The sequence below is a fragment of the Ruegeria hyattellae genome (genome assembly GCF_041537925.1).
In the GTDB taxonomy this organism is placed as follows: Bacteria; Pseudomonadota; Alphaproteobacteria; order Rhodobacterales; family Rhodobacteraceae; genus Ruegeria_C.
On record NZ_JBGOSH010000004.1, the window covers coordinates 469653 to 491498 of the forward strand.

22 protein-coding genes are annotated in these 21846 nt (G+C 62.0%); 13 read left to right on the plus strand and 9 right to left on the minus strand.

The window, feature by feature from the left end:
* The first annotated feature begins 157 nt into the window (after positions 1-157).
* From AB1E33_RS13085 to AB1E33_RS13105, 5 genes are all read left to right on the plus strand, one after another.
* Positions 158-2956 (plus strand): bifunctional [glutamine synthetase] adenylyltransferase/[glutamine synthetase]-adenylyl-L-tyrosine phosphorylase, encoded by a 2799-nt coding sequence (locus AB1E33_RS13085; protein WP_372577717.1) that lies wholly within the window; start codon positions 158-160, stop codon positions 2954-2956.
* Complete coding sequence (locus tag AB1E33_RS13090) at positions 2940-3215, plus strand: hypothetical protein (RefSeq protein ID WP_372577718.1); 276 nt, start codon at positions 2940-2942, stop codon at positions 3213-3215. The genes AB1E33_RS13085 and AB1E33_RS13090 overlap by 17 nt, the downstream gene beginning before the upstream one ends.
* Positions 3216-3346: 131 nt before the next feature.
* Positions 3347-4102, plus strand: coding sequence for a DUF6778 family protein (locus AB1E33_RS13095; protein WP_372577719.1), 756 nt, complete (start codon positions 3347-3349; stop codon positions 4100-4102).
* 38 nt (positions 4103-4140) lie between these two features.
* Positions 4141-5352: an RSP_2647 family RNA methyltransferase gene (locus tag AB1E33_RS13100; RefSeq protein ID WP_372577720.1), complete on the plus strand. Its 1212-nt coding sequence runs from the start codon at positions 4141-4143 to the stop codon at positions 5350-5352.
* Positions 5349-5897: an RSP_2648 family PIN domain-containing protein gene (locus AB1E33_RS13105; protein ID WP_372577721.1), complete on the plus strand. Its 549-nt coding sequence runs from the start codon at positions 5349-5351 to the stop codon at positions 5895-5897. The genes AB1E33_RS13100 and AB1E33_RS13105 overlap by 4 nt, the downstream gene beginning before the upstream one ends.
* Before the next feature lie 6 nt (positions 5898-5903).
* Here the strand turns inward: AB1E33_RS13105 and AB1E33_RS13110 are convergent, their stop codons facing one another.
* Complete coding sequence (locus AB1E33_RS13110; RefSeq protein ID WP_372577722.1) at positions 5904-6593, minus strand: M48 family metallopeptidase; 690 nt, start codon at positions 6591-6593, stop codon at positions 5904-5906.
* Between the two features lie 236 nt (positions 6594-6829).
* On the opposite strand from AB1E33_RS13110, the gene AB1E33_RS13115 reads away from it, so the two are divergent.
* On the plus strand, positions 6830-7627 hold the full coding sequence (locus AB1E33_RS13115; RefSeq protein WP_372577723.1) for a class II glutamine amidotransferase: 798 nt from the start codon (positions 6830-6832) through the stop codon (positions 7625-7627).
* 28 nt (positions 7628-7655) lie between these two features.
* On the opposite strand, the gene AB1E33_RS13120 is transcribed toward AB1E33_RS13115, so the two are convergent.
* The 5 genes from AB1E33_RS13120 to AB1E33_RS13140 form a co-directional block, all read right to left on the minus strand.
* Positions 7656-8840 carry a vWA domain-containing protein gene (locus tag AB1E33_RS13120; protein ID WP_372577724.1) on the minus strand — a complete coding sequence of 395 codons (1185 nt, stop codon included), beginning with the start codon at positions 8838-8840 and terminating at the stop codon, positions 7656-7658.
* 6 nt (positions 8841-8846) lie between these two features.
* Entirely contained in the window at positions 8847-9014 is a 168-nt protein-coding gene (locus tag AB1E33_RS13125) for an apolipoprotein acyltransferase (protein WP_372577725.1), read from the minus strand.
* A 6-nt stretch (positions 9015-9020) separates the two neighbouring features.
* A complete protein-coding gene (locus AB1E33_RS13130) occupies positions 9021-10277 on the minus strand; it encodes a DUF2927 domain-containing protein (protein WP_372577726.1) in 1257 nt (418 codons plus the stop codon).
* Between the two features lie 113 nt (positions 10278-10390).
* The gene (locus AB1E33_RS13135) at positions 10391-10837 is read right to left on the minus strand and encodes a GNAT family N-acetyltransferase (protein WP_372577727.1); all 447 of its coding nucleotides are present in this window, start codon (positions 10835-10837) and stop codon (positions 10391-10393) included.
* Positions 10838-11011: 174 nt separating this feature from the next.
* Positions 11012-11857: an AAA family ATPase gene (locus AB1E33_RS13140; RefSeq protein ID WP_372577728.1), complete on the minus strand. Its 846-nt coding sequence runs from the start codon at positions 11855-11857 to the stop codon at positions 11012-11014.
* Between the two features lie 425 nt (positions 11858-12282).
* On the opposite strand from AB1E33_RS13140, the gene dksA reads away from it, so the two are divergent.
* Both dksA and AB1E33_RS13150 read left to right on the plus strand, forming a co-directional pair.
* Positions 12283-12705, plus strand: coding sequence for an RNA polymerase-binding protein DksA (gene dksA, locus AB1E33_RS13145; RefSeq protein WP_372577729.1), 423 nt, complete (start codon positions 12283-12285; stop codon positions 12703-12705).
* Positions 12706-12776: 71 nt separating this feature from the next.
* Positions 12777-13958 carry an FAD-dependent monooxygenase gene (locus tag AB1E33_RS13150; protein ID WP_372577730.1) on the plus strand — a complete coding sequence of 394 codons (1182 nt, stop codon included), beginning with the start codon at positions 12777-12779 and terminating at the stop codon, positions 13956-13958.
* A 6-nt stretch (positions 13959-13964) separates the two neighbouring features.
* Here the strand turns inward: AB1E33_RS13150 and xth are convergent, their stop codons facing one another.
* Positions 13965-14744, minus strand: coding sequence for an exodeoxyribonuclease III (gene xth / locus AB1E33_RS13155; RefSeq protein WP_372577731.1), 780 nt, complete (start codon positions 14742-14744; stop codon positions 13965-13967).
* A 102-nt stretch (positions 14745-14846) separates the two neighbouring features.
* Positions 14847-15170: a HesB/IscA family protein gene (locus tag AB1E33_RS13160; RefSeq protein WP_372577732.1), complete on the minus strand. Its 324-nt coding sequence runs from the start codon at positions 15168-15170 to the stop codon at positions 14847-14849.
* Between the two features lie 51 nt (positions 15171-15221).
* Between AB1E33_RS13160 and AB1E33_RS13165 the strand changes: the two genes are divergently transcribed.
* On the plus strand, positions 15222-16406 hold the full coding sequence (locus AB1E33_RS13165) for a deoxyguanosinetriphosphate triphosphohydrolase (protein ID WP_372577733.1): 1185 nt from the start codon (positions 15222-15224) through the stop codon (positions 16404-16406).
* Between the two features lie 58 nt (positions 16407-16464).
* On the opposite strand, the gene AB1E33_RS13170 is transcribed toward AB1E33_RS13165, so the two are convergent.
* Positions 16465-17001 carry a hypothetical protein gene (locus AB1E33_RS13170; protein WP_372577734.1) on the minus strand — a complete coding sequence of 179 codons (537 nt, stop codon included), beginning with the start codon at positions 16999-17001 and terminating at the stop codon, positions 16465-16467.
* A gap of 121 nt (positions 17002-17122) precedes the next feature.
* Between AB1E33_RS13170 and argS the strand changes: the two genes are divergently transcribed.
* From argS to AB1E33_RS13190, 4 genes are all read left to right on the plus strand, one after another.
* The gene (argS, locus tag AB1E33_RS13175) at positions 17123-18868 is read left to right on the plus strand and encodes an arginine--tRNA ligase (protein WP_372577735.1); all 1746 of its coding nucleotides are present in this window, start codon (positions 17123-17125) and stop codon (positions 18866-18868) included.
* A gap of 86 nt (positions 18869-18954) precedes the next feature.
* On the plus strand, positions 18955-20034 hold the full coding sequence (locus AB1E33_RS13180; RefSeq protein WP_372577736.1) for an SPOR domain-containing protein: 1080 nt from the start codon (positions 18955-18957) through the stop codon (positions 20032-20034).
* On the plus strand, positions 20031-21038 hold the full coding sequence (gene nagZ, locus AB1E33_RS13185; RefSeq protein ID WP_372577737.1) for a beta-N-acetylhexosaminidase: 1008 nt from the start codon (positions 20031-20033) through the stop codon (positions 21036-21038). Before AB1E33_RS13180 ends, nagZ begins: the two co-directional genes overlap by 4 nt.
* Positions 21028-21822, plus strand: coding sequence for a segregation and condensation protein A (locus tag AB1E33_RS13190; RefSeq protein ID WP_372577738.1), 795 nt, complete (start codon positions 21028-21030; stop codon positions 21820-21822). Before nagZ ends, AB1E33_RS13190 begins: the two co-directional genes overlap by 11 nt.
* The last annotated feature ends 24 nt before the right edge of the window (positions 21823-21846 follow it).

The window sequence follows — 21846 nt, forward strand, 5'->3', positions numbered from 1 at the left end:
CAAGGGGATGTAAATCGCTTTCACATACTACCAGATGGGAACGGTACGGGTGATTGCAAGGGGCGATGTGAATGTTTTTTACATAACGGTGGATTTCACCTGTTTTCTCCTGCTATTACGCGTTGACGAACACCCAAATCGCTGTGCAACGTGCATCATGGCACCCGCACTCAAGATCACCCGCCTGCCGCGCGCCTTTGACCCCGAACTGGGACAGGAAGCGCGTGATCTGCTGCCCGGGTTAAGCGCTGAACATGCGGATCTGATCGCCGGGGCCGGGGGCAGCAGCCCCTATCTGAACGGGTTGATCGCGCAGGAGGCCTCATGGCTGCCACAAGCGCTGGCCGAGCCCGATGCCGCGATACGGGCGATAATGCAGGATAGCAATGCTCTGTCGCCCGATCAGATCAAACCCGGATTGCGACAGGCCAAACGGCGCATCGCGCTTTTGACCGCGCTGGGGGATCTGAGCGGGGCCTGGCCTCTGGAACAGGTCACCGCCGTGCTGACGGATTTCGCTGATCTTGCGGTGGGACTGGCAGCAAGGGCCGAGATCGGCGCGCTGATCCGGCGCGGCAAGCTGCCCGGCCAGAGCGAGGACGATATCGCCGAGGCCGCCGGGATTGTGGTTCTGGCCATGGGCAAAATGGGCGCGCATGAGCTGAATTACAGTTCTGATATCGACCTGATCGTGCTGTTTGACGAAACCCGCTATGACCCGGACGATTTTTTTGAGGCGCGGCAGAGTATGGTGAAAGCCACGCGCAACCTTTGCGCCACACTCAGTGACAAGACCGCCGAGGGCTATGTGTTCCGCACCGATTTGCGCCTGCGCCCCGACCCGGCGGTCACGCCGGTCTGCATGGCGATGGAGGCGGCGGAGCGCTATTATGAAAGCCTTGGCCGAACATGGGAGCGGGGGGCCTATATCAAGGCGCGACCCTGTGCCGGTGATCTGCAGGCGGGGCAGCGGTTCCTGAAAACGCTCACGCCGTTTGTCTGGCGTCGGCATCTAGATTTCGCCGCCATCCAGGACGCCCATGACATGCGCCTGCGCATCCGCGAGAACAAGGGCACCGGTGGCGCGCTGCAGGTGCCGGGCCACGACATGAAACTGGGGCGCGGCGGCATCCGCGAGATCGAATTCTTCACCCAGACCCGGCAGTTGATCGCAGGCGGGCGTGATCCCGACCTGCGCCAGCGCGGCACGGTTGACGGATTGCAGGCGCTCGCCGCCAAGGGCTGGGTTCCGCAGGACGTAACGGATCATTTGACCACCCATTACCGGGCCCATCGCGAGGTCGAGCATCGCATCCAGATGGTGCATGACAACCAGACCCACAAAATCCCCAAAACCGAAGACGGAATCGCCCGTGTCGCCTGCCTGATGGGCATCACGCCAGAGGCTCTCTGCGCCGATCTGGCCCAGCGCCTCGCCGCCGTGCATGAGTTGACCGAGGATTTCTTTGCCCCCGATGCCAGCCCTGCCGCCGCGCCGCCCCCCGAGATCGCCTTTGACGCCTCGGTGCTGGCGCGCTGGACCACCTATCCAGCCTTGCGCTCGCAGCGGGCGCGACGAATTTTTGACCGGCTCCGGCCCGAACTTCTGAGCCGTCTGGCCCGCACCACCAAACCCGAAGAGGCGCTGGTGGCGCTTGACGGGTTTCTGGCCGGGCTGCCTGCCGGGGTGCAGTTGTTCTCGCTGTTCGACGCCAATCCGCACCTGATCGATCTGCTGATCGATATCGTCGGCACCGCGCCGGAACTGGCAGGTTACCTGTCGCGCAATTCCGCCGTGTTCGACGCGGTGATCGGCGGCAGTTTCTTTGATGCCTGGCCCGGTCGCGCAGCGTTGCAGGCGGACCTGTCGGCGCAACTCGCAGGCGAGGGCGATTATGAACGGCAACTGGATCTGGCCCGGCGCTGGAAGAAGGAATGGCATTTCCGGGTCGGCGTGCATCACCTTCGTGGGCTGATCGACGGCGCCACTGCCGGAGCGCAATATGCCGATCTGGCCGATGCGGTGATTCTGTCCGTACTGCCTGTGGTGATGGAGAATTTTGCCATCAAGCACGGCCCGGCACCGGGACGGGGGGTGGCGGTTCTGGGAATGGGATCGTTGGGGGCCGGGCAACTCAACGCGGCCTCGGACCTCGACATGATTCTGATCTATGATCCGGAGGAGGTCGAGTTCTCGGATGGGCCGAAGCCTCTGGCCGCGCGGACTTATTTTGCGCGGCTGACTCAGGCGCTTATCACTGCGCTCAGCGCGCCGATGGCGCAGGGGCGGCTTTATGAGGTCGATATGCGCCTGCGCCCCTCGGGCAATCAGGGGCCTGTCGCCACAAGCTGGGCCAGCTTCACCAACTACCAGCGTAACGAGGCCTGGGTCTGGGAGCATCTTGCGCTGACCCGGGCGCGGGTTGTGGCGGGCAATGAGGGGTTGGGCGACGATATTGAGGATTTCCGCCGCGCGCTGCTGCAACAGCCTCAGGACCGGCAAAAGGTCGTTGCCGAAGTGTCGGAGATGCGCGAGCGGCTGGCCGCGGCCAAGACGCCGTCGGGGCTTTGGGATGCCAAGACCGGACCGGGCCGGATGCTGGATATCGAACTGGTGGCGCAGACCGGTGCACTTCTGTCCAGCAGCCCTGAGCGCGATGTGGAGGCCGGACTGGACGGCGCGGTCGCTGCCGGCTGGTTGAATGTCGCTGAGGTGCGGCAATTGCTGGACAGCTACGCGCTATTTCTGTCGGTGCAATCGGCGGCACGGCTGCTCTTGTCCGACGAGGCGATCGAAAGCGACACGATCGGCGAAGGGGGCGTGGCATTCCTGTGTCGCAGCAGCGGGATCGACCGGCTCGATGCATTGCAGGCCGCGCTTGCGGCGGCCTATGAACGAAATGCCGGGATCATCTCGGCGGCGGTGACGGAAGGCGCAAATGGCACGCGGCAATGATCCTCTGGACCCCAAGGGGCTGATACGGGAAGCCTATCGCATCGACGGTATAACCCCGCCGGAATGCCGCAGCATCTTTCTGGACTGGGCGCTGAGCCTGCCCGCCGAGATCGATCAGAAAACGGCGCTCCGATCATTGCATGACAGGGTCGGGGCCGCCCATCCAGATCACCCGATGACCGAGGTGCTGGTGCAGGGATTAAACACCGCGCAGACCCCCAAACGCCGCGGCGGGTGGCGCACGCGCGAGCGCGGCTGATTGGCCACACCTGGACAACAATTTCCGCTCTGGTTGCAAATCGTCCCACAGTTGCCCCAATTTGCCGACAAGACTCTCCTCGTGACCCGGGTTTCGTGAAGAGGCCCCAATACGCATAAGGAGCAGGAACAATGAATTCCATGCGAGCAGTGGTGTTGATCGGGTTGGGCGCAGGTGTGACCGCCTGCAGCACGTCCGACATCCCCAGCCGGCACACCGGCATTGACGAATTGCCTTTGGTCGAAACCTCGGTGCTGCCACAGGTTGACGCAGGCGAGGCCACCGTCATCTCGACCCCAGAGGCCGTGGAGGCCCGACAATTGGTCGAACTCCCTCCTGCCGAAGAACAGGTCGAACCGGTGGTTCCCATCGCCTCTCCGGTAACAGTTCACGCGGTGAAGGTGCGGGTGCCACGGTCGCTGAAAGTGTCCGAACGCAACCGCTATCTACCTTTTGGCGATATCGTCTGGCGTGAAGACCCGATCGGCGACCGGCATGCGCAAGTGCAGAAGATCATGCAGGAAGCCCTGATCCGCGGCGTCACCCCGCTGGAGGGTCCAGGAAAAGTCGATGTTGAGGTCGAACTGGTGCGCTTTCATGCGATCACCGAAAAGGCCCGCTATACGACTGGCGGCGTGCATGCGATCACCTTTGATCTGACGCTCAGGGATCCCGAAACTGGCGCGATGGTGGTGCCCCAGCGCCGCATCCGGGCCGATCTGGAGGCCTATGGCGGCCAACAGGCGATCAATGCCGAGGCGCTTGGCCTTACGCAGAAGGAGCGGATTTCCGATCATCTGACCGAGGTGATCCGGGAGGAACTGACCAGCCCCGAGGGCTACCAGAATGCGAAACTGGGATTCTTCCAACTGCTGAACAAACTCTGAGGCTTTCGCTCGCGCAGCGATCCAAGTAAGAGGGCGCCATGACCGCGCCCTCTTTGCTTTCCGACCGCCCCCGCGTCCGCCTGAAACCCAAGGCCAATGCCCGCGCCATCCGGCATGGCTTTCCCTGGGTTTACGCCAATGAACTGGTGACCGACCGCCGCACCAAGAAACTCGCACCCGGCACCTTGGCGGTGCTCGAGGATGAGGGCCGTACGCCGCTGGGGCTGGTTTCGGTGAACCCCGCGTCCAAGATCATCTGCCGCATGTTGGATGCCTCGCCCGAGGCCGCGCTGGATCGGAACTGGTTCGAAACGCGCCTCACCTCTGCGCTGGCCCTGCGCGAGCGCCTCTTCGACGCACCCTTCTACCGGCTGGTGCATGCCGAGGCGGACGGGTTCCCTGGTGTGATCATCGACCGGTTCGGCGATATCTGTGTGATCCAGCCCAACGCCGCCTGGGCTGAGGCGCATCTTGAGCTGCTGACCGAGGTGCTGGTTGTCGTGACCGGTGTGCAGACAGTGCTCAAGAACGGTTCGGGCCGGACCCGCGCGCTTGAGGGGCTGGATGATGCCAATTCGGTGCTGCGCGGCGTTGCGCCGGATGCGCCCGTGCCGGTGCCGATGAACGGCGCAACCTATCTGGCGGATCTGACCGGCGGGCAGAAAACCGGCCTGTTCTACGATCAGCGCCCCAATCACGCCTTTGCCGCCCGGCTGGTCCAGCCCGGCGCACAGGTGCTGGACGTGTTTTCCCATGTGGGCGGTTTTGCCCATGCCATGCTGGCGGGCGGCGCAGAGGAGGCGCTGGCAGTTGACGGATCCGCTGCGGCACTGGCGCTGGCCGGGCAGGGGGCCGAGGCTTCGGGCTTTGCCGATCGCCTAACCACCCGTCAGGGCGATGCGTTCGAGGTGCTGGCCGCATTGGGTGAGGAAACTGGCCGCTTTGACGTGGTGATCTGCGACCCGCCCGCCTTTGCGCCGAACAAGCAGGCGCTGGAGGCCGGTCTGCGCGCCTATGAACGGGTGGCGCGGCTGGCGGCATCTCTGGTCAAACCCGGTGGCTATCTGGGCCTGTGTTCCTGTTCGCATGCAGCGGACCTGTCGCGCTTTCGCACTGCCTCGGCGCGCGGCATCGGTCGGGCCGGGCGGCAGGCGCAGCTGATCCATACCGGGTTTGCCGGGCCGGACCATCCCCTGATGCCGCAACTGGCCGAAAGCGGCTACCTCAAGGCGCTGTTTTTCCGGCTGTGAGGGCGGTTCTCGATACTTGCGTGATCTTTCCCACGATCATGCGCGAGATGCTGCTGGGCGCGGCGGAACAGGGGCATTTCCAGCCGCAATGGTCGGATCGCATTCTGGAGGAATGGGCCCGTGCAGCGATGCGTTTGGGGCCGGAGGGCGAGGCGCAGGCCCGCGCCGAGGCCGCCCTGATGAGTGCCGCATGGTCCAAGGCACGGGTGGCGCCCGCGCCGGGGACCGAGGCACGGCTCTGGCTGCCCGATCCGGCAGATATCCATGTGCTGGCCACCGCCATCGCAGGGTCGGCGGATACGATCATCACGCTCAATGCCAAGGATTTTCCCCGCAACATTCTGGCCGAAGAAGGGCTGACCCGTATCGACCCCGACGGGTTGCTTTATCAGTTCTGGCTAGCGGACCCGCACGGGATCGAGGCCGTGGGCCGCGCGGTTCTGGATAAGGCGCGGGCGCTGTCGGACGGGGAGTGGCAGATGCGGCCGCTCTTGAAAAAGGCGCGCCTGCCACGGCTGGCCAAAGCGCTTGCGGGCATCACCTGACGCGGCTCAGGCGTCCGCCCCCCAGCGCGCCTCCAGCTTTTCCAGCGCGGCGATGCGGTCGGCGGTCTTTGGATGGCTCATCAGCCAGGCCGGTGCCACGCCCGCGCGCTTCTGGGTGAGATCCTCGAGCTTGGTGAACAGCGACTTTTGCGGCGCGACGCCGATCCCGGCTTTGGTCAGCAGCGCGGCGGCATATTCGTCGGCCTCATATTCATCCGAACGCGACAGGTGCGAGGCCAGCAGGCTGGTCAGCATATTGGCAATCATCGCGCCCACGAAGGGGATGAAGCGGTTCAGCACCATGATCAGAGCGGTGCGCAGGGCGTTCTGCCCCGAAAAATCGATCATGCGTCGTTTGGCATGGCCCAGTGCTACATGGCCCAGCTCATGGGCGATGACACTGGCCATCTCCTCGGCGCTGACTTCGCCATTGCGGAACTTGCGGTAAAACCCCCGCGTGATGAAGATGCGCCCATCGGGGGCGGCCAGCCCGTTCACCGGGTCGATCTCGTAGATGAAGACCGGGATACGCTGCAAATCCAGCGCTGCCGCTAGGCGGTCGGTGATCCGCTTGAGCGCGGGATCGGCCAGTTCGGTGGATTTCTGATCCAACTCCCGATGCGTGCGCCAGACCGAGACACGGTACATTACCAGCGCATAGGCAATCGCCAGAAGGATCGGGGTGAACTTCAGCATGGGGTAGATATGTGGTCGTGTTGGTTTTGAGACAAGGGAAAGGTTTTTTGCGTTTGGCAGCGTTAGCCTGTACCCCGTCCAGACGTTTCTCAAGTTCAAGTTTGGTTTGAACTGAAAAATCTGATCTGTGTTGTCATTTGATTAAAATATCTCTGCAGATGGAGGAAGAACGAAAACATTAATCCGTTTCGCGGTGTTATTCTTGGTAAATACAATCTAAGAAATGGAGACATGCTATGTGCCGGTTTTTGGCATGGGTTGGGGCAGAGCGTTATCTGGATGAACTGGTGATGAACCAGGAACAGTCGTTGGTGGAGCAGAGCCGAAATGCCCTGATTGGGAAGACCTCAATAAACGCCGACGGCTTCGGGTTGGCTTGGTACTCAAACCGGGTGGAGCCTTGTTTCTATAAAGATACTAACCCTGCATGGTCAGACGCCAATTTGAGGCAACTCGCCCATCACACACAGTCCGGGCTTTTTCTGGCGCATGTACGCGCCTCCACGGGCACCGCGACATCGCGCAACAACTGCCATCCGTTTGGATATGGCCGATGGAGCTTTATGCATAATGGCCAAGCAGGGGGACATGAACGCATTCGACAGAAACTTGATAGCATGATCCCTCCGCATCTTTATCAGCATCGGTTTGGGGCCACGGAGAGTGAAGCCATTTTCCTGATCGCACATGGCGAGGGGCTGGAGGTTGACCCGATCGGGGCGATGCTGCGGGCCGTCGAACGTGTTGAGGCGCTCTCCAGAACGCAGAGGGCGCTTCCCTACATGCGATTTGCAGCGTGCTGGTCAGATGGCAAACGCCTGTTTGCTGCGCGTTATGCATCGGATTCCTATGCCCCAAGTCTTCACTACCGAAACAGCGAATTCGGGATCATAGTGTCGTCTGAACCGCTTGATGCGAACCAGGACAGCTGGACTGAGATTCCGGCCAATACAGCGATCGAAAGTGACGGCAATGATGTCGTGGTTCACCCGTTTTTGCCAAGCGCACCGCCTTGCCAGGTGAGTGCAGCATAACGGCTAAAACGGAGGGCATTGCCCTGCGTTACCGCGTCAACTCGCGCATTCCCTGTTCCAGTCCGGCCAGCGTCATCGGCACCATGCGGTTCTCGAAGATTTCCTGAACCATGGTGATGGAGTGCGTGTAGCCCCAGTATTTCTCGGGAACCGGGTTGATCCAGAGGTTGGACGGCCATTGGTCGCGGGCGCGCCCGAGCCAGGTCTGACCGGCCTCTTGGTTCCAGTGCTCATTGGCACCGCCGGGATAGGCGATCTCATAAGGTGACATGCTGGCATCGCCCACGAAGATGCATTTGTAATCCGACCCGTAGGTGCGCAGCACTTCATGGGTGGGGATTTGATCCGTCCAGCGGCGGGAATTGTCGCGCCAGACGCCTTCGTAAAGGCAGTTGTGGAAATAGTAATATTCCAGATGCTTGAACTCGGTGCGGGCGGCGGAGAACAGCTCTTCGACCACCTGCACATGCGGGTCCATCGAGCCACCCACATCCAGAAACAGCACCACCTTGACCGCGTTATGCCGTTCGGGGCGGGTTTTGACGTCCAGATAGCCTTGTTCAGCCGTGGCGCGGATGGTGCCGTCCAGATCGAGTTCATCCGCCGCACCCTCGCGGGCCCAGCGGCGCAGGCGTTTGAGTGCCACCTTGATGTTGCGGGTGCCCAGTTCGACCGTGTCGTCGAGGTTCTTGAACTCGCGCTTGTCCCAGACCTTGACCGCGCGCTGGTGGCGGCTTTCCTTCTGGCCGATGCGCACGCCTTCGGGGTTGTAGCCATAAGCGCCGAACGGAGACGTCCCGGCGGTGCCGATCCACTTGTTGCCGCCCTGATGGCGGCCTTCCTGTTCCTTGAGGCGCTCTTTCAGCGTCTCCATCAGCTTGTCGAAACCACCCAGCGCCTCGATCTCGGCCTTTTCCTCGGCGCTCAGATGCTTTTCGGCCATCTTCTCAAGCCAGTCGCCGGGGATGTCCACGGCCTCCATGACTTGCGATATGCTGATCTGTTCCAGCCCTTCGAAGCTGGCGGCAAAAGCGCGGTCGAACTTGTCGATATTGCGCTCGTCCTTCACCATCGAGACCCGGGCGAGATAATAGAACGCCTCGACATCATAGGTGGCGAGGCCGACCTTCATGCCTTCAAGAAAGGTCAGATATTCCCGCAAGGAGACAGGGATGCCAGCGCTGCGCAGGTTTTCGAAGAAGGGCAGGAACATGTCGGCTCAGATCAGGGTACGGTCGATCACTATGGTAAGGATCAGCCCAAGGAGAGCAAAGGCGATTCCGTAGCCCGCGGCGTATTGCGCGACGTCAGCTTTTGAGCCGTTGCGTTTTCTGGCGGTCCTGCCGCCCAGAACAGCCCCGATCAGGGCCATCGCGATTACGATCATGCCGTTTTATCCGCCCAGTTCCTGCTGGGGGTTCAGCGCCGCAACCTCTTGCATTCTGGCGCGCACCGCCCAATCCGAGCCGAACCCGTAGCGCGCCCAACCCAGACTGTCCAGCCTGACATCGGCGGCCTTGTCACGCTCGCCCTGCAGGTCAAGCGCCTCGGCGTCGAGCAACATCAGGGTCGACAGCAGCGCCGCATTCTCGGCCCGCCGGGCCACCTCCAATTGTGGGCGGATCTGCTGGCGGGCGTCCTGCGGTTGCCCGTTGGCCAGCGCATAGGCCGCCGTCTGGGTCACCACATAGGCAGCTTGCAGGTCTGTCCCCGGCGTTTGCGACAAGTAAAAGAGCGCGCTGCGATACTGTTGCTGGGCGGTTTCGGGATCTCCGGCCTGCAACATGCGTCCCAGAATATAATGGCTGAAGGCACGGCGGTGGTCGGTCCAGCCCTGTTGCTGCGCGATGCGGGTCGCCTCATTCGCGGCTCTGAGGCGTTGCGATTGCGTGGCACCCGGCCCAAGCGCGGTCTGAGTCGCGTTGATCCAGCTGCGCGGCGTCTTCGAGACCGGGCGCGCGGCCACGCGCACGCCACGCGGGTTCTGCCGCGCCAGGATGCCGGGCAGGGCATTGGCAACTTCGTCCCGGGTCATGCCGTTGCGCAGTGCCGGATCGTAGCTGGTGCGCAGGATAAGCATGTCGAACCCGGTCAGCACCGTATGCACATTGTCGTCGTTGAAGACCGAGTCGGGCAGCCGGTAGAGGTCATTCAGCGGGCCGATGGCCTGCGCCAGTTCCTCATGCAGGCAGTCGCGTACTTCTTGCGGGCTGACGTCATTGGGGATGAAGATGCCCAGCTCCCGGCGCTCGCTCAGCAACGCCCAGTTGGTTTCAGACTTGCGGCGCTTGCGGCGGAATTCAGCCAGGCTGGAGACATTGGGCACCACGAAACATGCCGCATGGGGCAGGGCGCGGCGAATCTCGGAGCGGCTGACCGCCTCGATGGTGATATTCGCGCTGCTGTCGGTGACCTGGCGGATGTTGATCCCGGCCTCGCGGCGCAACCGCCCCAGCAGCTGCGACAAGTCGCTCTGCAGGCTTTCGGGCGGGGCGCCGGTTACGCGCAGGGTGATCGGCTGTTCGAAGCGGGTGAAGGCGGGCAATTCGCGCCCGCTTTCCAGTTCGAAATGCAGCGCAAGAAAATCACCTGCGATATTGGCGTTGGAGCGGACCGGCGCGCGGGCGCTGGTCGCAGCGAAGGATTTCATTGGCGGCAGCGGGCTCTGCGATAGCTGCGCCCGCGTCGGCATGTCCCGGACCGAAGATGCGGTGCATCCGGCCAAGACCATAACAACAGGAAACATAAAACGATTGAACATAATTACCTTTGGTACTTGATAAATGGCGTAACGCTGCCAATCCGATCATACAACTTTCTTGCGGTTTCATTAAAGTCTTGTGTGAGCCAGTAGACCGACGGGCAGCCGCGTGCATCCGCAGAAGCATAAACCGCCTCGATCAGGGCGCGTCCGATCCCGGTCCCACGGGTCTCGGGGCGGGCATAGAGATCTTGCAGATAACAGACTTCCTCGATCTTCCAGGCATGGCGGTGAAACAGGTAATGGGTCAGCCCGACCAGCCGACCGTCCTGCACGGCAACAAGGCAGGAAAAATCGACCGGGTCATCACCCAGCAGACGTGCGAACGTGACGTCATAGACCTCAGCCGAAACTGAGCTCTCGTAGAACTCAAGATAGGCTGTCCATAGTTCAGCCCATTCCGGCCTGTCGCCGGACCGCAAAGCGCGGATCGTCGTTTTTAACGCCATGTTACTTCTGCCCCCACTCAGAAGTTAACGATTGAACCAGTTGAGCCCCATTCTTTGGACAGGTCAATGGCCGCGAGGGGGGATTCGCGCCTGACGGGAGTATTGTCGACAATTTGAGAAACAATTGCCTAAACGCCGGGCATTCGTTTCCTGATAGGGGCGCTGGCGCAGGATTTATCGCTGCCCGCGGGCCATGAAGGCCAGTCGCTCGAACAGATGCACATCCTGCTCGTTCTTGAGCAGTGCCCCGTGCAGCTTGGGCAGGGCATTGGCGCCGTCGCGTTTGAGGTCCTCGGGCGTCAGATCTTCGGCGAGCAGGAGCTTGAGCCAGTCGAGCACCTCGGAAGTGGACGGTTTCTTCTTCAGCCCGGAGGTGTCGCGGATCTCGTAGAACTGGGTTAGGGCAGTTGTCAGCAGCGCCTCTTTGATGCCGGGATGATGGACCTCGACGATCTTGCGCATCGTGGTTTCGTCGGGGAAGCGGATATAATGGAAAAAGCAGCGCCGCAGAAAGGCGTCGGGCAGTTCCTTTTCATTGTTCGAAGTGATGATGACGATCGGGCGCTGACGCGCGCGGATGGTTTCGCCGGTCTCGTAGACGTGGAACTCCATCTTGTCGAGCTCCTGCAGCAGGTCGTTTGGAAACTCGATATCCGCCTTGTCGATTTCGTCGATCAGCAGAACGGTTTTCTGTTCCGACTCAAAGGCCTGCCAAAGCTTGCCCTTCCTGATGTAATTGCCCACGTCATGCACGCGCTCGTCGCCCAGCTGGCTGTCGCGCAACCGGCTGACCGCGTCATATTCGTACAACCCCTGCTGCGCGCGTGTGGTGGATTTGACGTTCCACTCGATCATGTCGAGCCCTAGCGCACCCGCCACCTGTCGGGCCAGTTCGGTCTTGCCGGTGCCCGGCTCGCCCTTGACCAGCAGCGGGCGCTCCAGGGTCACGGCGGCATTCACCGCAATGGTCAGATCGTCGGTTGCGACATACTCGGCTGTCCCCTCGAAACGTGTGGTCATCGCTGTGGTCTCCAAACCGGGAAGAAAAGGTAAACGGGCATGCGCAGAAAAACGCCCACTGGGACTAGCGAGGCACAGCGCGATTTGCAAGCCGGGCAGCAAGAATGCGACGCTGTTTACCATACGCTCTTTTCGCAGGATCGGGTCTGAACAGAACGGTCCCTGGCTCGTCACCCCTGCGCGTAGCGAAGATTGGCGTTGACCCTACGTCATCTGCGCTGATTTGTGACTAATTTCACAGAAAAACAACGCTTTGTAGTGTAGTTTGTCAATTGCATCACGTTCCGGATTTTTGGGGGGTGTTGATGCAGCTTTGACTAGTGACAATCTTCTGCGTGTCAGATAAATGCTGCGTCAGAAGGGGAGCCAATGGTCTTGGATCGAATGATATGACGGACATAGTTGGCCATACCGAGGGAGCCAAGATGAAACAGGAAGTGTTTCTGCCGGAGGATTACCGACCGGCGGAGGATGAACCATTTATGAACGAGCGTCAGCTCGAGTACTTCCGCCGTAAGCTGAACAACTGGAAAAGTGAACTGCTGGCGGGCAGCCGCGACACTATCGAGGGACTGCAGGACAATACCCGCAACATCCCCGATGTCGCAGACAGGGCAAGCGAAGAAACCGACCGCGCGCTGGAGCTGCGCACCCGTGACAGGCAGCGCAAGCTGGTCGCCAAGATCGATTCGGCGCTGCGCCGAATCGACGAGGGGGAATACGGTTATTGCGAAGTCACCGGCGATCCGATCTCGCTGCGCCGTCTGGACGCGCGCCCGATCGCCACGATGAGCCTCGAGGCGCAGGAGCGTCACGAGCGGCGCGAAAAAGTGCACCGCGACGACTAACCGCGCCTGACACGACCACGATTCAAGCGCCGGGGCCTGTTGCCCCGGCGTTTTTGCGTTAAACGGTCGGCATGAGTATTCGTGATAAGAAAATCGTCGTTGTGGGCGCTGGGATTGGCGGGCTTGCTGCCGCGTTGGCGCTGCGGCAGCGGGGCGGTGATGTGACTGTGCTGGAACAGGCTGCCGCAATCTCTGAAGTGGGCGCGGGCCTGCAAATCTCACCCAATGGTGTAGCGGTTCTGAACGCGCTCGGTCTGGCCGACGCCCTGAACGCGGCAGCCGTCAGGGCGCGCGCGGTGTCTCTCCGGGATTATCGCAAACCGGGTGAGGTTTTGCGGCTGGACCTCGATGCATATGCGCCTGATCTGAGTTACTGTTTCCTGCACCGTGCGGATCTGGTCACGCTGCTGGCCGATGCGGTGCGGGCCTGCGGCGTGCCCATCCGGTTGCTACAGCAGGTCGATTCTGCGGATCTGAACGGGTGCGCGACCCTGCATATGAGCAACGGATCCCGCATGCGAGCCGATCTGGTGGTCGGGGCGGACGGGCTGCACTCGCGGCTGCGCAGCCAACTCAACCGTTTCGATCAGCCGTTCTTTACCGGCCAGGTGGCCTGGCGCGCCACGGTTCCCAACAGCATCGATCTGCCGGCTGAGGCGCAGCTTTACATGGGCCCGGGGCGGCATCTGGTCTGCTATCCCCTGCGCGGTGGTCGCCTCGTCAACATCGTCGCAGTGCAGGAGCGCAAGAACTGGACCGCCGAAGGCTGGCACCATCAGGACCGACCGGAAAACCTCAGGGCCGCTTTCGCGGATTTCCGGGGTACGGCCGGCGCGCTGCTCGAACAGGTGTCCGAGGTTAATCTCTGGGGGCTGTTCCGTCACAAGGTTGCGGAGCACTGGCACGGTCCTAACGCCGCCATTCTAGGCGACGCGGCGCATCCGACCCTGCCGTTTCTGGCGCAAGGTGCCAACATGGCGCTCGAAGATGCCTGGGTTCTGGGGGATGAACTGGCGGGCGCGGACAATCTCGAAAGCGGGTTAGCGCACTATCAGGCACGGCGGCATGCGCGGGCAGTGCGGGTGATCGCGGCAGCCAGTGGCAATGCGTGGAAATATCACCTGCGCTTTCCGCCCCTACGAGGGGCTGCGCATCTGGCGCTGCGCTTGGCGGGTCGCGTTGCGCCGGCGCGCATGGTGGGGCAGTTCGACTGGCTCTATCGCCACGACGTAACGCAAGAGCCCGCCGCCTGACTGGCCTCAATTGTCGAGCGTCACCCAGACCGGCACATGATCCGAGGGCTTTTCGTGGCCCCGGACCGCCGCGTCAATCTGACAATCGGTCATCAGGTCCGCCGCTTGCGGGCTGAGCAGGAAGTGGTCGATCCGAATACCATCATTACGGTTCCAGGCCCCGGCCTGATAATCCCAGAAGGAATAATGCTCGGGCCCACGCGTGCGGGTACGGAATGCTTCGGTAAAGCCCAGATTCAGGATGCGCCGATACGCCGCCCGGCTTTCGGGGCGAAACAGCGCGTCCTCACGCCAGGCGACTGGGCGCTTGGCATCCTCGGCCTGCGGAATGATGTTGTAATCGCCCGCCATCAGCGCCGGGATTTCCTCGGCCAGCAACGCCTGCGCGCGTCCATGAAGCCGTTCCATCCAGGCCAGTTTGTAGTCGTATTTCGGTCCCGGCACCGGGTTGCCATTGGGCAGGTAGAGCCCACAGATGCGCAGTGCCTGCTTGCCCACTACGGTCGCCTCGATCCAGCGCGCCTGTTCGTCACTGTCGTCCCCCGGCAGGCCCCGGCTGACATCCTCAAGCGGCAGTTTCGACAGGATCGCCACGCCGTTGAAGCTTTTCTGTCCGTGGGTTTCGACATTGTAGCCACGCTCTTCGAATAACTCGCGTGGGAAGTTTTCGTCGACCGACTTGATCTCCTGCAACAGCACGACATCAGGCTGGGCGTCATCCAGCCATCGGGGCAGGGCCTCGGCCCGGGCCTTGATGCCATTGATGTTGAATGTGGCGATTTTCATGGGCGGATCTCCGGCTGCCTGTGTCGATCTATCGCCCAGATAGCCGGGTGGAGCAAGATGAAGACCTGCGGGAATTGGAGACCGGGGCAGCGCCGCGATCCGTTACATCGAAAAACTTGTGCCGCAGCCGCAGGAGGCGGTGGCATTGGGGTTGTCGATCACGAAGCGCGCGCCGATCAGTTCTTCGCTGAAATCGATCACGGCGTTTTCCAGAAACGGCAGTGAAACGGAATCCACCACAACTTTCTCGCCCTGTCCTTCCAGAACCAGATCGTCATCTGCTGGCGCGTCCAGGGCGATGTCGTATTGAAACCCAGAACATCCGCCGCCTTCAACCGCGACGCGCAGCGCTTGGCCCTGATCGGCGGCACCGATCTCGGCGAGGCGCGCGAAGGCGCGGTCAGTGACTTTGGGCGGCAGGTTCATCGGGCCAACTCCAGCGGTTTTCTTCTTGGGCGATCACCAATATAGAAAGCCTTGACGCAGGCGACAAGGACAGGACGTATGGAACGGGCAGGTTTCGCCTCGGACCCGGCAAAGGCGCGGGGCAGGCTGGTTGCAGAAGAGGAAAGCAGTTTTCGGTCGTGTTTTCAGCGTGATCGCGACCGGATCATCCATGCAAGCGCCTTTCGGCGGTTGAAGCACAAGACGCAGGTCTTTGTCGAACATGAGGGTGACAATTACCGCACAAGGCTGACCCATTCGATTGAGGTGGCGCAGGTGGCCCGCACGATCGCGGGCGCGTTGCGGCTGAATCCTGAACTGACCGAGGCGGTGGCGCTGGCCCATGATCTGGGGCACACGCCGTTCGGACATACCGGCGAGGATGCGCTGCACGCGCTGATGGCGCCCTATGGCGGGTTCGATCACAACGCGCAGGCGATCCGGATCGTGACCCGGCTGGAACGGCACTATGCGGCATTTGACGGGTTGAACCTGACCTGGGAAACCCTTGAAGCTATTGCCAAACATAACGGCCCGGTGCTGGGCGATTTGCCCTGGGCGCTGGCCGAATGTAATGCGGGCTTCGATCTGGAATTGCACACCCATGCCAGCGCAGAGGCGCAGGTGGCGGCGCTTTCAGATGACATCGCTTACAACAACCACGATCTGCATGACGGGCTGCGCGCCGGGCTGTTCACCGATGCAGACATCGCGCCGCTGCCCATCATCGGCACCTGTTACGCTGAGGTGGACCAGCATTGGCCGGGACTGGATCCCGAGCGCCGCAGATATGAGGCGCTACGGCGGGTCTTTGGCGTGATGGTGTCGGATGTGATCGAGACGTCGCGGGCGCGGCTCGCGGCAAGCGGCGCAGCTTCGGTGGAGGAAATTCGCGCGCTGGATCATCCCGTGATTGCCTTTTCAGATGCGCTCTGGCGCGATCTGAAAGAGATAAGGGCTTTTCTTTTCACGCGGATGTATCGCGCACCCAGTGTTATGAAGAAGCGAGCGGAAGTCTCGGAAATCGTGGAAGAACTATTCCCGATCTACCTGAATGATCCGCATCAGATGCCCAAGGGTTGGCACCCCGAGATCGACACCGCCCCGGACGAAACCGCGCTGGCGCGGATCGTGTCGGATTATGTTTCGGGCATGACGGACCGGTTTGCGGTGCAGGATCATGCGCGTCTGACCGGGGCTGATCCGGCGCGGCTCTGAAGCGCGATCCGAAAGGCGTGAAACGGCTTTCGGCAGAAATTGCGTGCTCAAAGCTGGCTTACTCGATCCCGATATAGGACACGGCCCAGACCTGCAGGTTGCCCAATTCCTCGGCCAAGGCCGGGTCTTCGACGGCGGGAAAGATCACCACGGATGGGCCGTATCCACCCAGGGCAAGCGGTTTCTGGTCCGCATGAGTGGCCAGGATCGGCTCGAACCTTTCGATCTGGTCCCAGGAAATTTCAGCGCGGTAGCCGTCCAGCGCTATGGGGATGGCAGTTTTTCCAGATGCTCCGGCCTGTGCCATCACATCGGCCAAACGCGGGCCGGTCATGGCGCGGTCGACTTCTTGACCGGGCGGTCCGAACGGCACGGTCAGCTCTTTTTGCTGCAACGCGCCTAGGGTGGCGGCGTCAAAGCCCATGCCATTGGCGTAGGTGATCTCAAGATAGCCAAAGAGGCCGCCATCCTTTTCCCCGCGCGAGGGCAGGTTGGATGTGGCCAGATCGCCGCCCAGCGTCACCAGAACCGGTCCCTGCGCCTTTGCCATCAAGGGCAGGCAAAGTGCCAGAGCCAGTATGATCATGCGTTTCATCGCAAACTCCCTGTTGTTTTCGGCAGGCTACAGGGTTGGGGTGCGAATCCAAGCGCGGATCGCCCGCATTGACCTTGGCGGCTTGCGTGATAAACCGCCCGCAACCAAGAGGACGCCCGTCATGAACCTATTTTCCGAGATCCGCAGCCTTGTGCTGGAGGCGCTGGCGCAATTGCAGGCCGAGGGCGTGCTGCCCGGCGATCTGAGCTTTGACAACGTGGCTGTCGAGCCGCCGCGCGACGCGGCCCATGGCGATATGGCGACCAACGCGGCGATGGTTCTGGCGAAACCGGCCAAGATGAAACCGCGCGACATTGCCGAGGCACTGGCTGCGAAACTGGCGGAGGACCACCGGATCACCAGCGCTGAAGTGGCCGGGCCGGGCTTTTTGAACATGCGCCTTGCACCCGCCGTCTGGCAAACGGTGCTGGCGGAGGTGCTGCAGGGCGGTGTCGACTATGGCAAATCCGCCATGGGGCAGGGCAAGAAGGTCAATGTCGAGTATGTCTCGGCCAACCCGACCGGACCGTTGCATGTGGGTCATACGCGCGGCGCGGTGTTCGGGGATGCGCTGGCGGGCTTGCTGGACTACGCAGGCTATGACGTCACCCGGGAATATTACATCAACGATGGCGGCGCGCAGGTCGATGTGCTGGCGCGGTCGGTCTACCTGCGCTACCTCGAAGCCCATGGCGAAGCGGTCGAGTTCCCCGATGGCACCTATCCGGGCGAGTATCTTGTCGAGGTGGGTCAGGCGCTCAAGGACAAGGTTGGGGACGCCTATGTCGGCAAGGGCGAGCAATTCTGGCTGGCGAACATCCGCGAATACGCCACCGAAGCGATGATGGATCTGATCCGCGAAGATCTGGCGCAGCTTGGTGTCGTAATGGACAGATTTTTCTCGGAAAAATCTCTGTACGGCACGGGCCGGATCGAAGAGGCGCTGGCCAGTCTCGACGCCAAGGGTTTGATTTACGAAGGTGTGCTGGAACCACCCAAGGGCAAGAAGCCCGAGGATTGGGAGCCTCGCGAACAGACGCTGTTCAAATCGACCGAGCATGGCGACGACGTGGACCGGCCAGTCAAGAAATCCGATGGCAGCTGGACCTATTTCGCGCCCGATATCGCTTATCACTATGACAAGGTGACCCGCGGCTATGACGCGTTGATCGACGTGTTCGGGGCCGACCATGGCGGCTATGTCAAACGGATGAAGGCCGCAGTATCGGCGTTGAGCGAGGGGCAGGTGTCGCTCGATATCAAGCTGTGCCAGCTGGTGAAGCTGTGGAAGAATGGCGAGCCGTTCAAGATGTCCAAGCGGGCGGGGAATTTTGTCACTCTACGCGATGTGGTCGAACAGGTCGGGCCGGATGTAACCCGGTTCGTCATGCTGACCCGCAAAAACGACGCACCGCTGGATTTCGATTTCGACAAGGTGCTGGAGCAGAGCCGCGAGAATCCGGTCTTTTATGTTCAATATGCCCATGCGCGGGTGATGAGCGTGCTGCGCCGCGCCGCCGAGGCGGGCGTGGCTGTGGATGATGCAACTCTGTCTGGGGCCGACCTGAGCAAAATCTCGCATGAGGTTGAGCTGACGGTTGCCAAGAAACTGGCCGAATGGCCACGCCTGGTCGAGATCGCCGCGCGCACCAATGAACCACACAGGATCGCCTTCTATCTCTATGAATTGGCTGGAGATTTCCACGCGCTCTGGAACCGTGGTAACGAGCTGCACGAGTTGCGTTTCATTCAGGATGGCGATGTTGCCACAAGCCAGTCCAAAATCGCGCTGGCCCGCGCTGTTTCCGTTGTGATTTCAGCGGGTCTTGGTATTCTTGGCGTCACACCGGTGCAGGAGATGCGGTAACTCAAGCCGCCCGAACCGCCGGTCCGAGGCAGAAACAAGAAAACCTTGAGCGCAAAAGGCTTTGCGTGACGGGCAGTGAGGCGGAAATGGCGAGTTACGATGGTGGCGGGCAGTATGACCCGCAAGGCCCCCGGTATGACCAATATGGTCAGGAAATCCACTATGACGACTATCCCGAGGCCGAGATGGGTGCATCTGGGCCGTCGCTGGGCGGCAGGCTAAGCCGGATGGCCAACATGTTGGGGGCGGTTGGCTCGCTGGCGTTGGTCGTGGGGATCGGCGTCTGGGGCATGAAGCTGGTGGTGCGCGACGTGAGCGGCGTGCCGGTGGTGCGTGCGCTCGAAGGGCCGATGCGCATTCAGCCAGAGAAGCCTGGCGGACAACCTGCCGATCATCAGGGTCTGGCGGTGAACAACGTGGCTGCGCTTGGCACGGCCGCGCCGCCGCCCGATCGTCTGGTGCTGGCGCCGCGCCCGGTTGATCTGGCCGAAGAAGACGGGCCGATGGGCGAAATCAATCCGAGCCAGGAAGAGGTCGAGACAGCCAAGCCGGTGACCGACGGCGCTGTTGCCGCCTTCAAGCATGGCAGCGTCGATGCGTTGGTGGCCGAGTTGACCAAGGATGTGCAGCCGATGGTGCATAATGCGGTTCTGACCGGCGATGCGCCCGATGAACAACTGTCGGCTATCACGCAGCCCGATCCGCTGCCTGCCATAGACCCCGCCGATCTGGTGGCGCAACTGCCTGATCCGGACCTGCTTGAGGCGCCGGGCGTGCGGCGTTCGCCACGGCCCATCATGCGACCCGCGCGCGCAGTGCCCGCGGGGAAAGTGATCAAGGCCAGCCTTAACGATGCGATCAATGCTGCGGTGGAAAGCGCTGCGGGGCTGGAGGTTGATCCTGCCGATATTCCCGCCGGAACGCGGCTGGCGCAGTTGGGGGCCTTTGAAACCGCTGAAATCGCGCGGTCGGAATGGGATCGGTTGTCGGGTCAATTCTCGGACTATATGTCGGACAAGCAGCGGGTGGTGCAGAAGGCGACCAGCAACGGGCGCACCTTCTACCGTCTGCGCGCCATGGGATTCAGCGACATGAGTGATGCGCGCCGGTTCTGTGCCACGCTGGGCGCGGAACGGGTCGATTGCATCCCGGTCACCGTCAGGTGAGGTTTGGCGCCACCATCCAGGATGCCGAGGGGCTGCGGCTGATGGCGGAGGAAAAGGCGCTGTTCCGGGATGTGAACCCGTTCGGGTTCATCCTGTTCGGGCGCAACATCGACAGCGCCGATCAGGTCCGCGCGCTCTGCGCCGATTTCCGCGAGGCGGTGGGGCGCGATTGCCTCATAACTATCGATCAGGAGGGCGGCCGCGTGCAGCGGCTGCGCCCACCGCTGGCCCGCGACTGGCTGCCGCCGCTCGACGAGGTGGCGCAGGCTGGTGAACAGGCCGCGCGCGCGATGTATCTGCGCTATCGCCTGATTGCACGGGAATTGCGCGCGCTTGGCATCGACAGCAACTGCGCGCCGACGCTGGACCTGGCTTTTTCGGACACCCATCCCTTTCTGCGCAACCGTCTCTATGATGGCGACCCGGCGCAGGTGGCGCGGATCGGGCGTGCGGTGGCGGACGGCTTGCTGGATGGCGGCGTATTGCCGGTCATGAAGCATATGCCGGGGCATGGCCGCGCCACGCTTGACACCCATCACGAACTGCCGACGGTGACGGTTGGAACCGATCTGTTGAACAGCAGCGATTTTGCGCCGTTCCGGGCGCTGAACGACCTGCCGATGGGGATGACCGCACATCTGGTTTTTGACCGGGTCGGGCCGGACCCGGCCACCGTTTCTGCACCTTTGGTGACGCTGATCCGTTCGCAGATCGGATTTGACGGTCTGTTGATGACCGATGACATCTCGATGAAGGCGCTCAGTGGCAGCGTGGGTGACAAGGCCACCCGCGCCATCGCCGCCGGATGTGATGTGGTTCTGCATTGCAACGGATCGTTTCATGACCGCGCCGCCGTGGCCGAAGCCGCCGGTGAAATGAGTACAGCCGCTCAAACCCGCGCTGAGCGGGCGATTGCGCAGCGCCGCGACCCGCAGCCGCTTGACATTGAGGCCGCCGAGGCGGAACACTCCCGCCTCATTGGCGGGCAGGGCTATGGTAGATAATCTCAGTTCCGAAGATCCGATTTCAGTTGCCGAACGGCTGGCTGCCGAGGCGCTGATCGTTGATGTCGACGGGTTCGAGGGCCCGCTCGATGTGCTGCTGACCCTGTCGCGCACTCAAAAGGTCGACCTGCGGAAAATCTCGGTGCTAGAACTGGCGCATCAATATCTGGCTTTTGTCGAGCACGCCAAGGAATTGCGCATCGAACTGGCCGCCGATTATCTGGTGATGGCCGCCTGGCTGGCCTTTCTTAAATCCCGCCTGCTGCTGCCGCCCGATCCCGAGGATGAGGGGCCATCGGGCGAAGAACTGGCCGCGCATCTGGCTTTCCAACTGGAACGTCTGCAGGCCATGCGGGACGTGGCCGCGCGGCTGATGGCGCGCGATCAGTTGGGGCGCGATTTCTTTCCCCGCGGGCAGGGCGAGGATGTGACGCGGCTCAGGACGGTGACCTATTCCGCAACGCTGCTGGATCTGATGCAGGGTTATGCCCGCATCCGCACCCGCGACGAATTCCGCCCCTTCGTGATGGACCGCGAGTCGGTCTTTACCATGGAACAGGCGCTGGACCGGATGCGCGGGCTGATCGGCTTTGCCGGCAGCTGGACCGAAATGGCCAGCTATTTGCCCGAGGGCTGGGAAATGGACCCGATGCGGCGCCGCTCGGCCACTGCATCGACCTTTGCCGCCTCGCTGGAATTGGTGAAGGAAGGCCATCTGGAAATCCGCCAGACCGACACATTCGCGCCGATCCATCTGCGCAAGAGGACAGAGACACGTGACTGAAGACCCCCGGGACGCCCCCGCTGA

Bases quoted from the DNA above. Each gene is read 5' to 3' on its own strand.
- AB1E33_RS13085 (WP_372577717.1), top strand. From the start codon at position 158: ATGGCACCCGCACTCAAGATCACCCGCCTGCCGCGCGCCTTTGACCCC.
- AB1E33_RS13090 (WP_372577718.1), top strand. From the start codon at position 2,940: ATGGCACGCGGCAATGATCCTCTGGACCCCAAGGGGCTGATACGGGAA.
- AB1E33_RS13095 (WP_372577719.1), top strand. From the start codon at position 3,347: ATGAATTCCATGCGAGCAGTGGTGTTGATCGGGTTGGGCGCAGGTGTG.
- AB1E33_RS13100 (WP_372577720.1), top strand. From the start codon at position 4,141: ATGACCGCGCCCTCTTTGCTTTCCGACCGCCCCCGCGTCCGCCTGAAA.
- AB1E33_RS13110 (WP_372577722.1), bottom strand. From the start codon at position 6,593: ATGCTGAAGTTCACCCCGATCCTTCTGGCGATTGCCTATGCGCTGGTA.
- AB1E33_RS13115 (WP_372577723.1), top strand. From the start codon at position 6,830: ATGTGCCGGTTTTTGGCATGGGTTGGGGCAGAGCGTTATCTGGATGAA.
- AB1E33_RS13120 (WP_372577724.1), bottom strand. From the start codon at position 8,840: ATGTTCCTGCCCTTCTTCGAAAACCTGCGCAGCGCTGGCATCCCTGTC.
- AB1E33_RS13125 (WP_372577725.1), bottom strand. From the start codon at position 9,014: ATGATCGTAATCGCGATGGCCCTGATCGGGGCTGTTCTGGGCGGCAGG.
- AB1E33_RS13130 (WP_372577726.1), bottom strand. From the start codon at position 10,277: ATGAAATCCTTCGCTGCGACCAGCGCCCGCGCGCCGGTCCGCTCCAAC.
- AB1E33_RS13135 (WP_372577727.1), bottom strand. From the start codon at position 10,837: ATGGCGTTAAAAACGACGATCCGCGCTTTGCGGTCCGGCGACAGGCCG.
- AB1E33_RS13140 (WP_372577728.1), bottom strand. From the start codon at position 11,857: ATGACCACACGTTTCGAGGGGACAGCCGAGTATGTCGCAACCGACGAT.
- dksA (WP_372577729.1), top strand. From the start codon at position 12,283: ATGAAACAGGAAGTGTTTCTGCCGGAGGATTACCGACCGGCGGAGGAT.
- AB1E33_RS13150 (WP_372577730.1), top strand. From the start codon at position 12,777: ATGAGTATTCGTGATAAGAAAATCGTCGTTGTGGGCGCTGGGATTGGC.
- xth (WP_372577731.1), bottom strand. From the start codon at position 14,744: ATGAAAATCGCCACATTCAACATCAATGGCATCAAGGCCCGGGCCGAG.
- AB1E33_RS13160 (WP_372577732.1), bottom strand. From the start codon at position 15,170: ATGAACCTGCCGCCCAAAGTCACTGACCGCGCCTTCGCGCGCCTCGCC.
- AB1E33_RS13170 (WP_372577734.1), bottom strand. From the start codon at position 17,001: ATGAAACGCATGATCATACTGGCTCTGGCACTTTGCCTGCCCTTGATG.
- argS (WP_372577735.1), top strand. From the start codon at position 17,123: ATGAACCTATTTTCCGAGATCCGCAGCCTTGTGCTGGAGGCGCTGGCG.
- AB1E33_RS13180 (WP_372577736.1), top strand. From the start codon at position 18,955: ATGGCGAGTTACGATGGTGGCGGGCAGTATGACCCGCAAGGCCCCCGG.
- AB1E33_RS13190 (WP_372577738.1), top strand. From the start codon at position 21,028: ATGGTAGATAATCTCAGTTCCGAAGATCCGATTTCAGTTGCCGAACGG.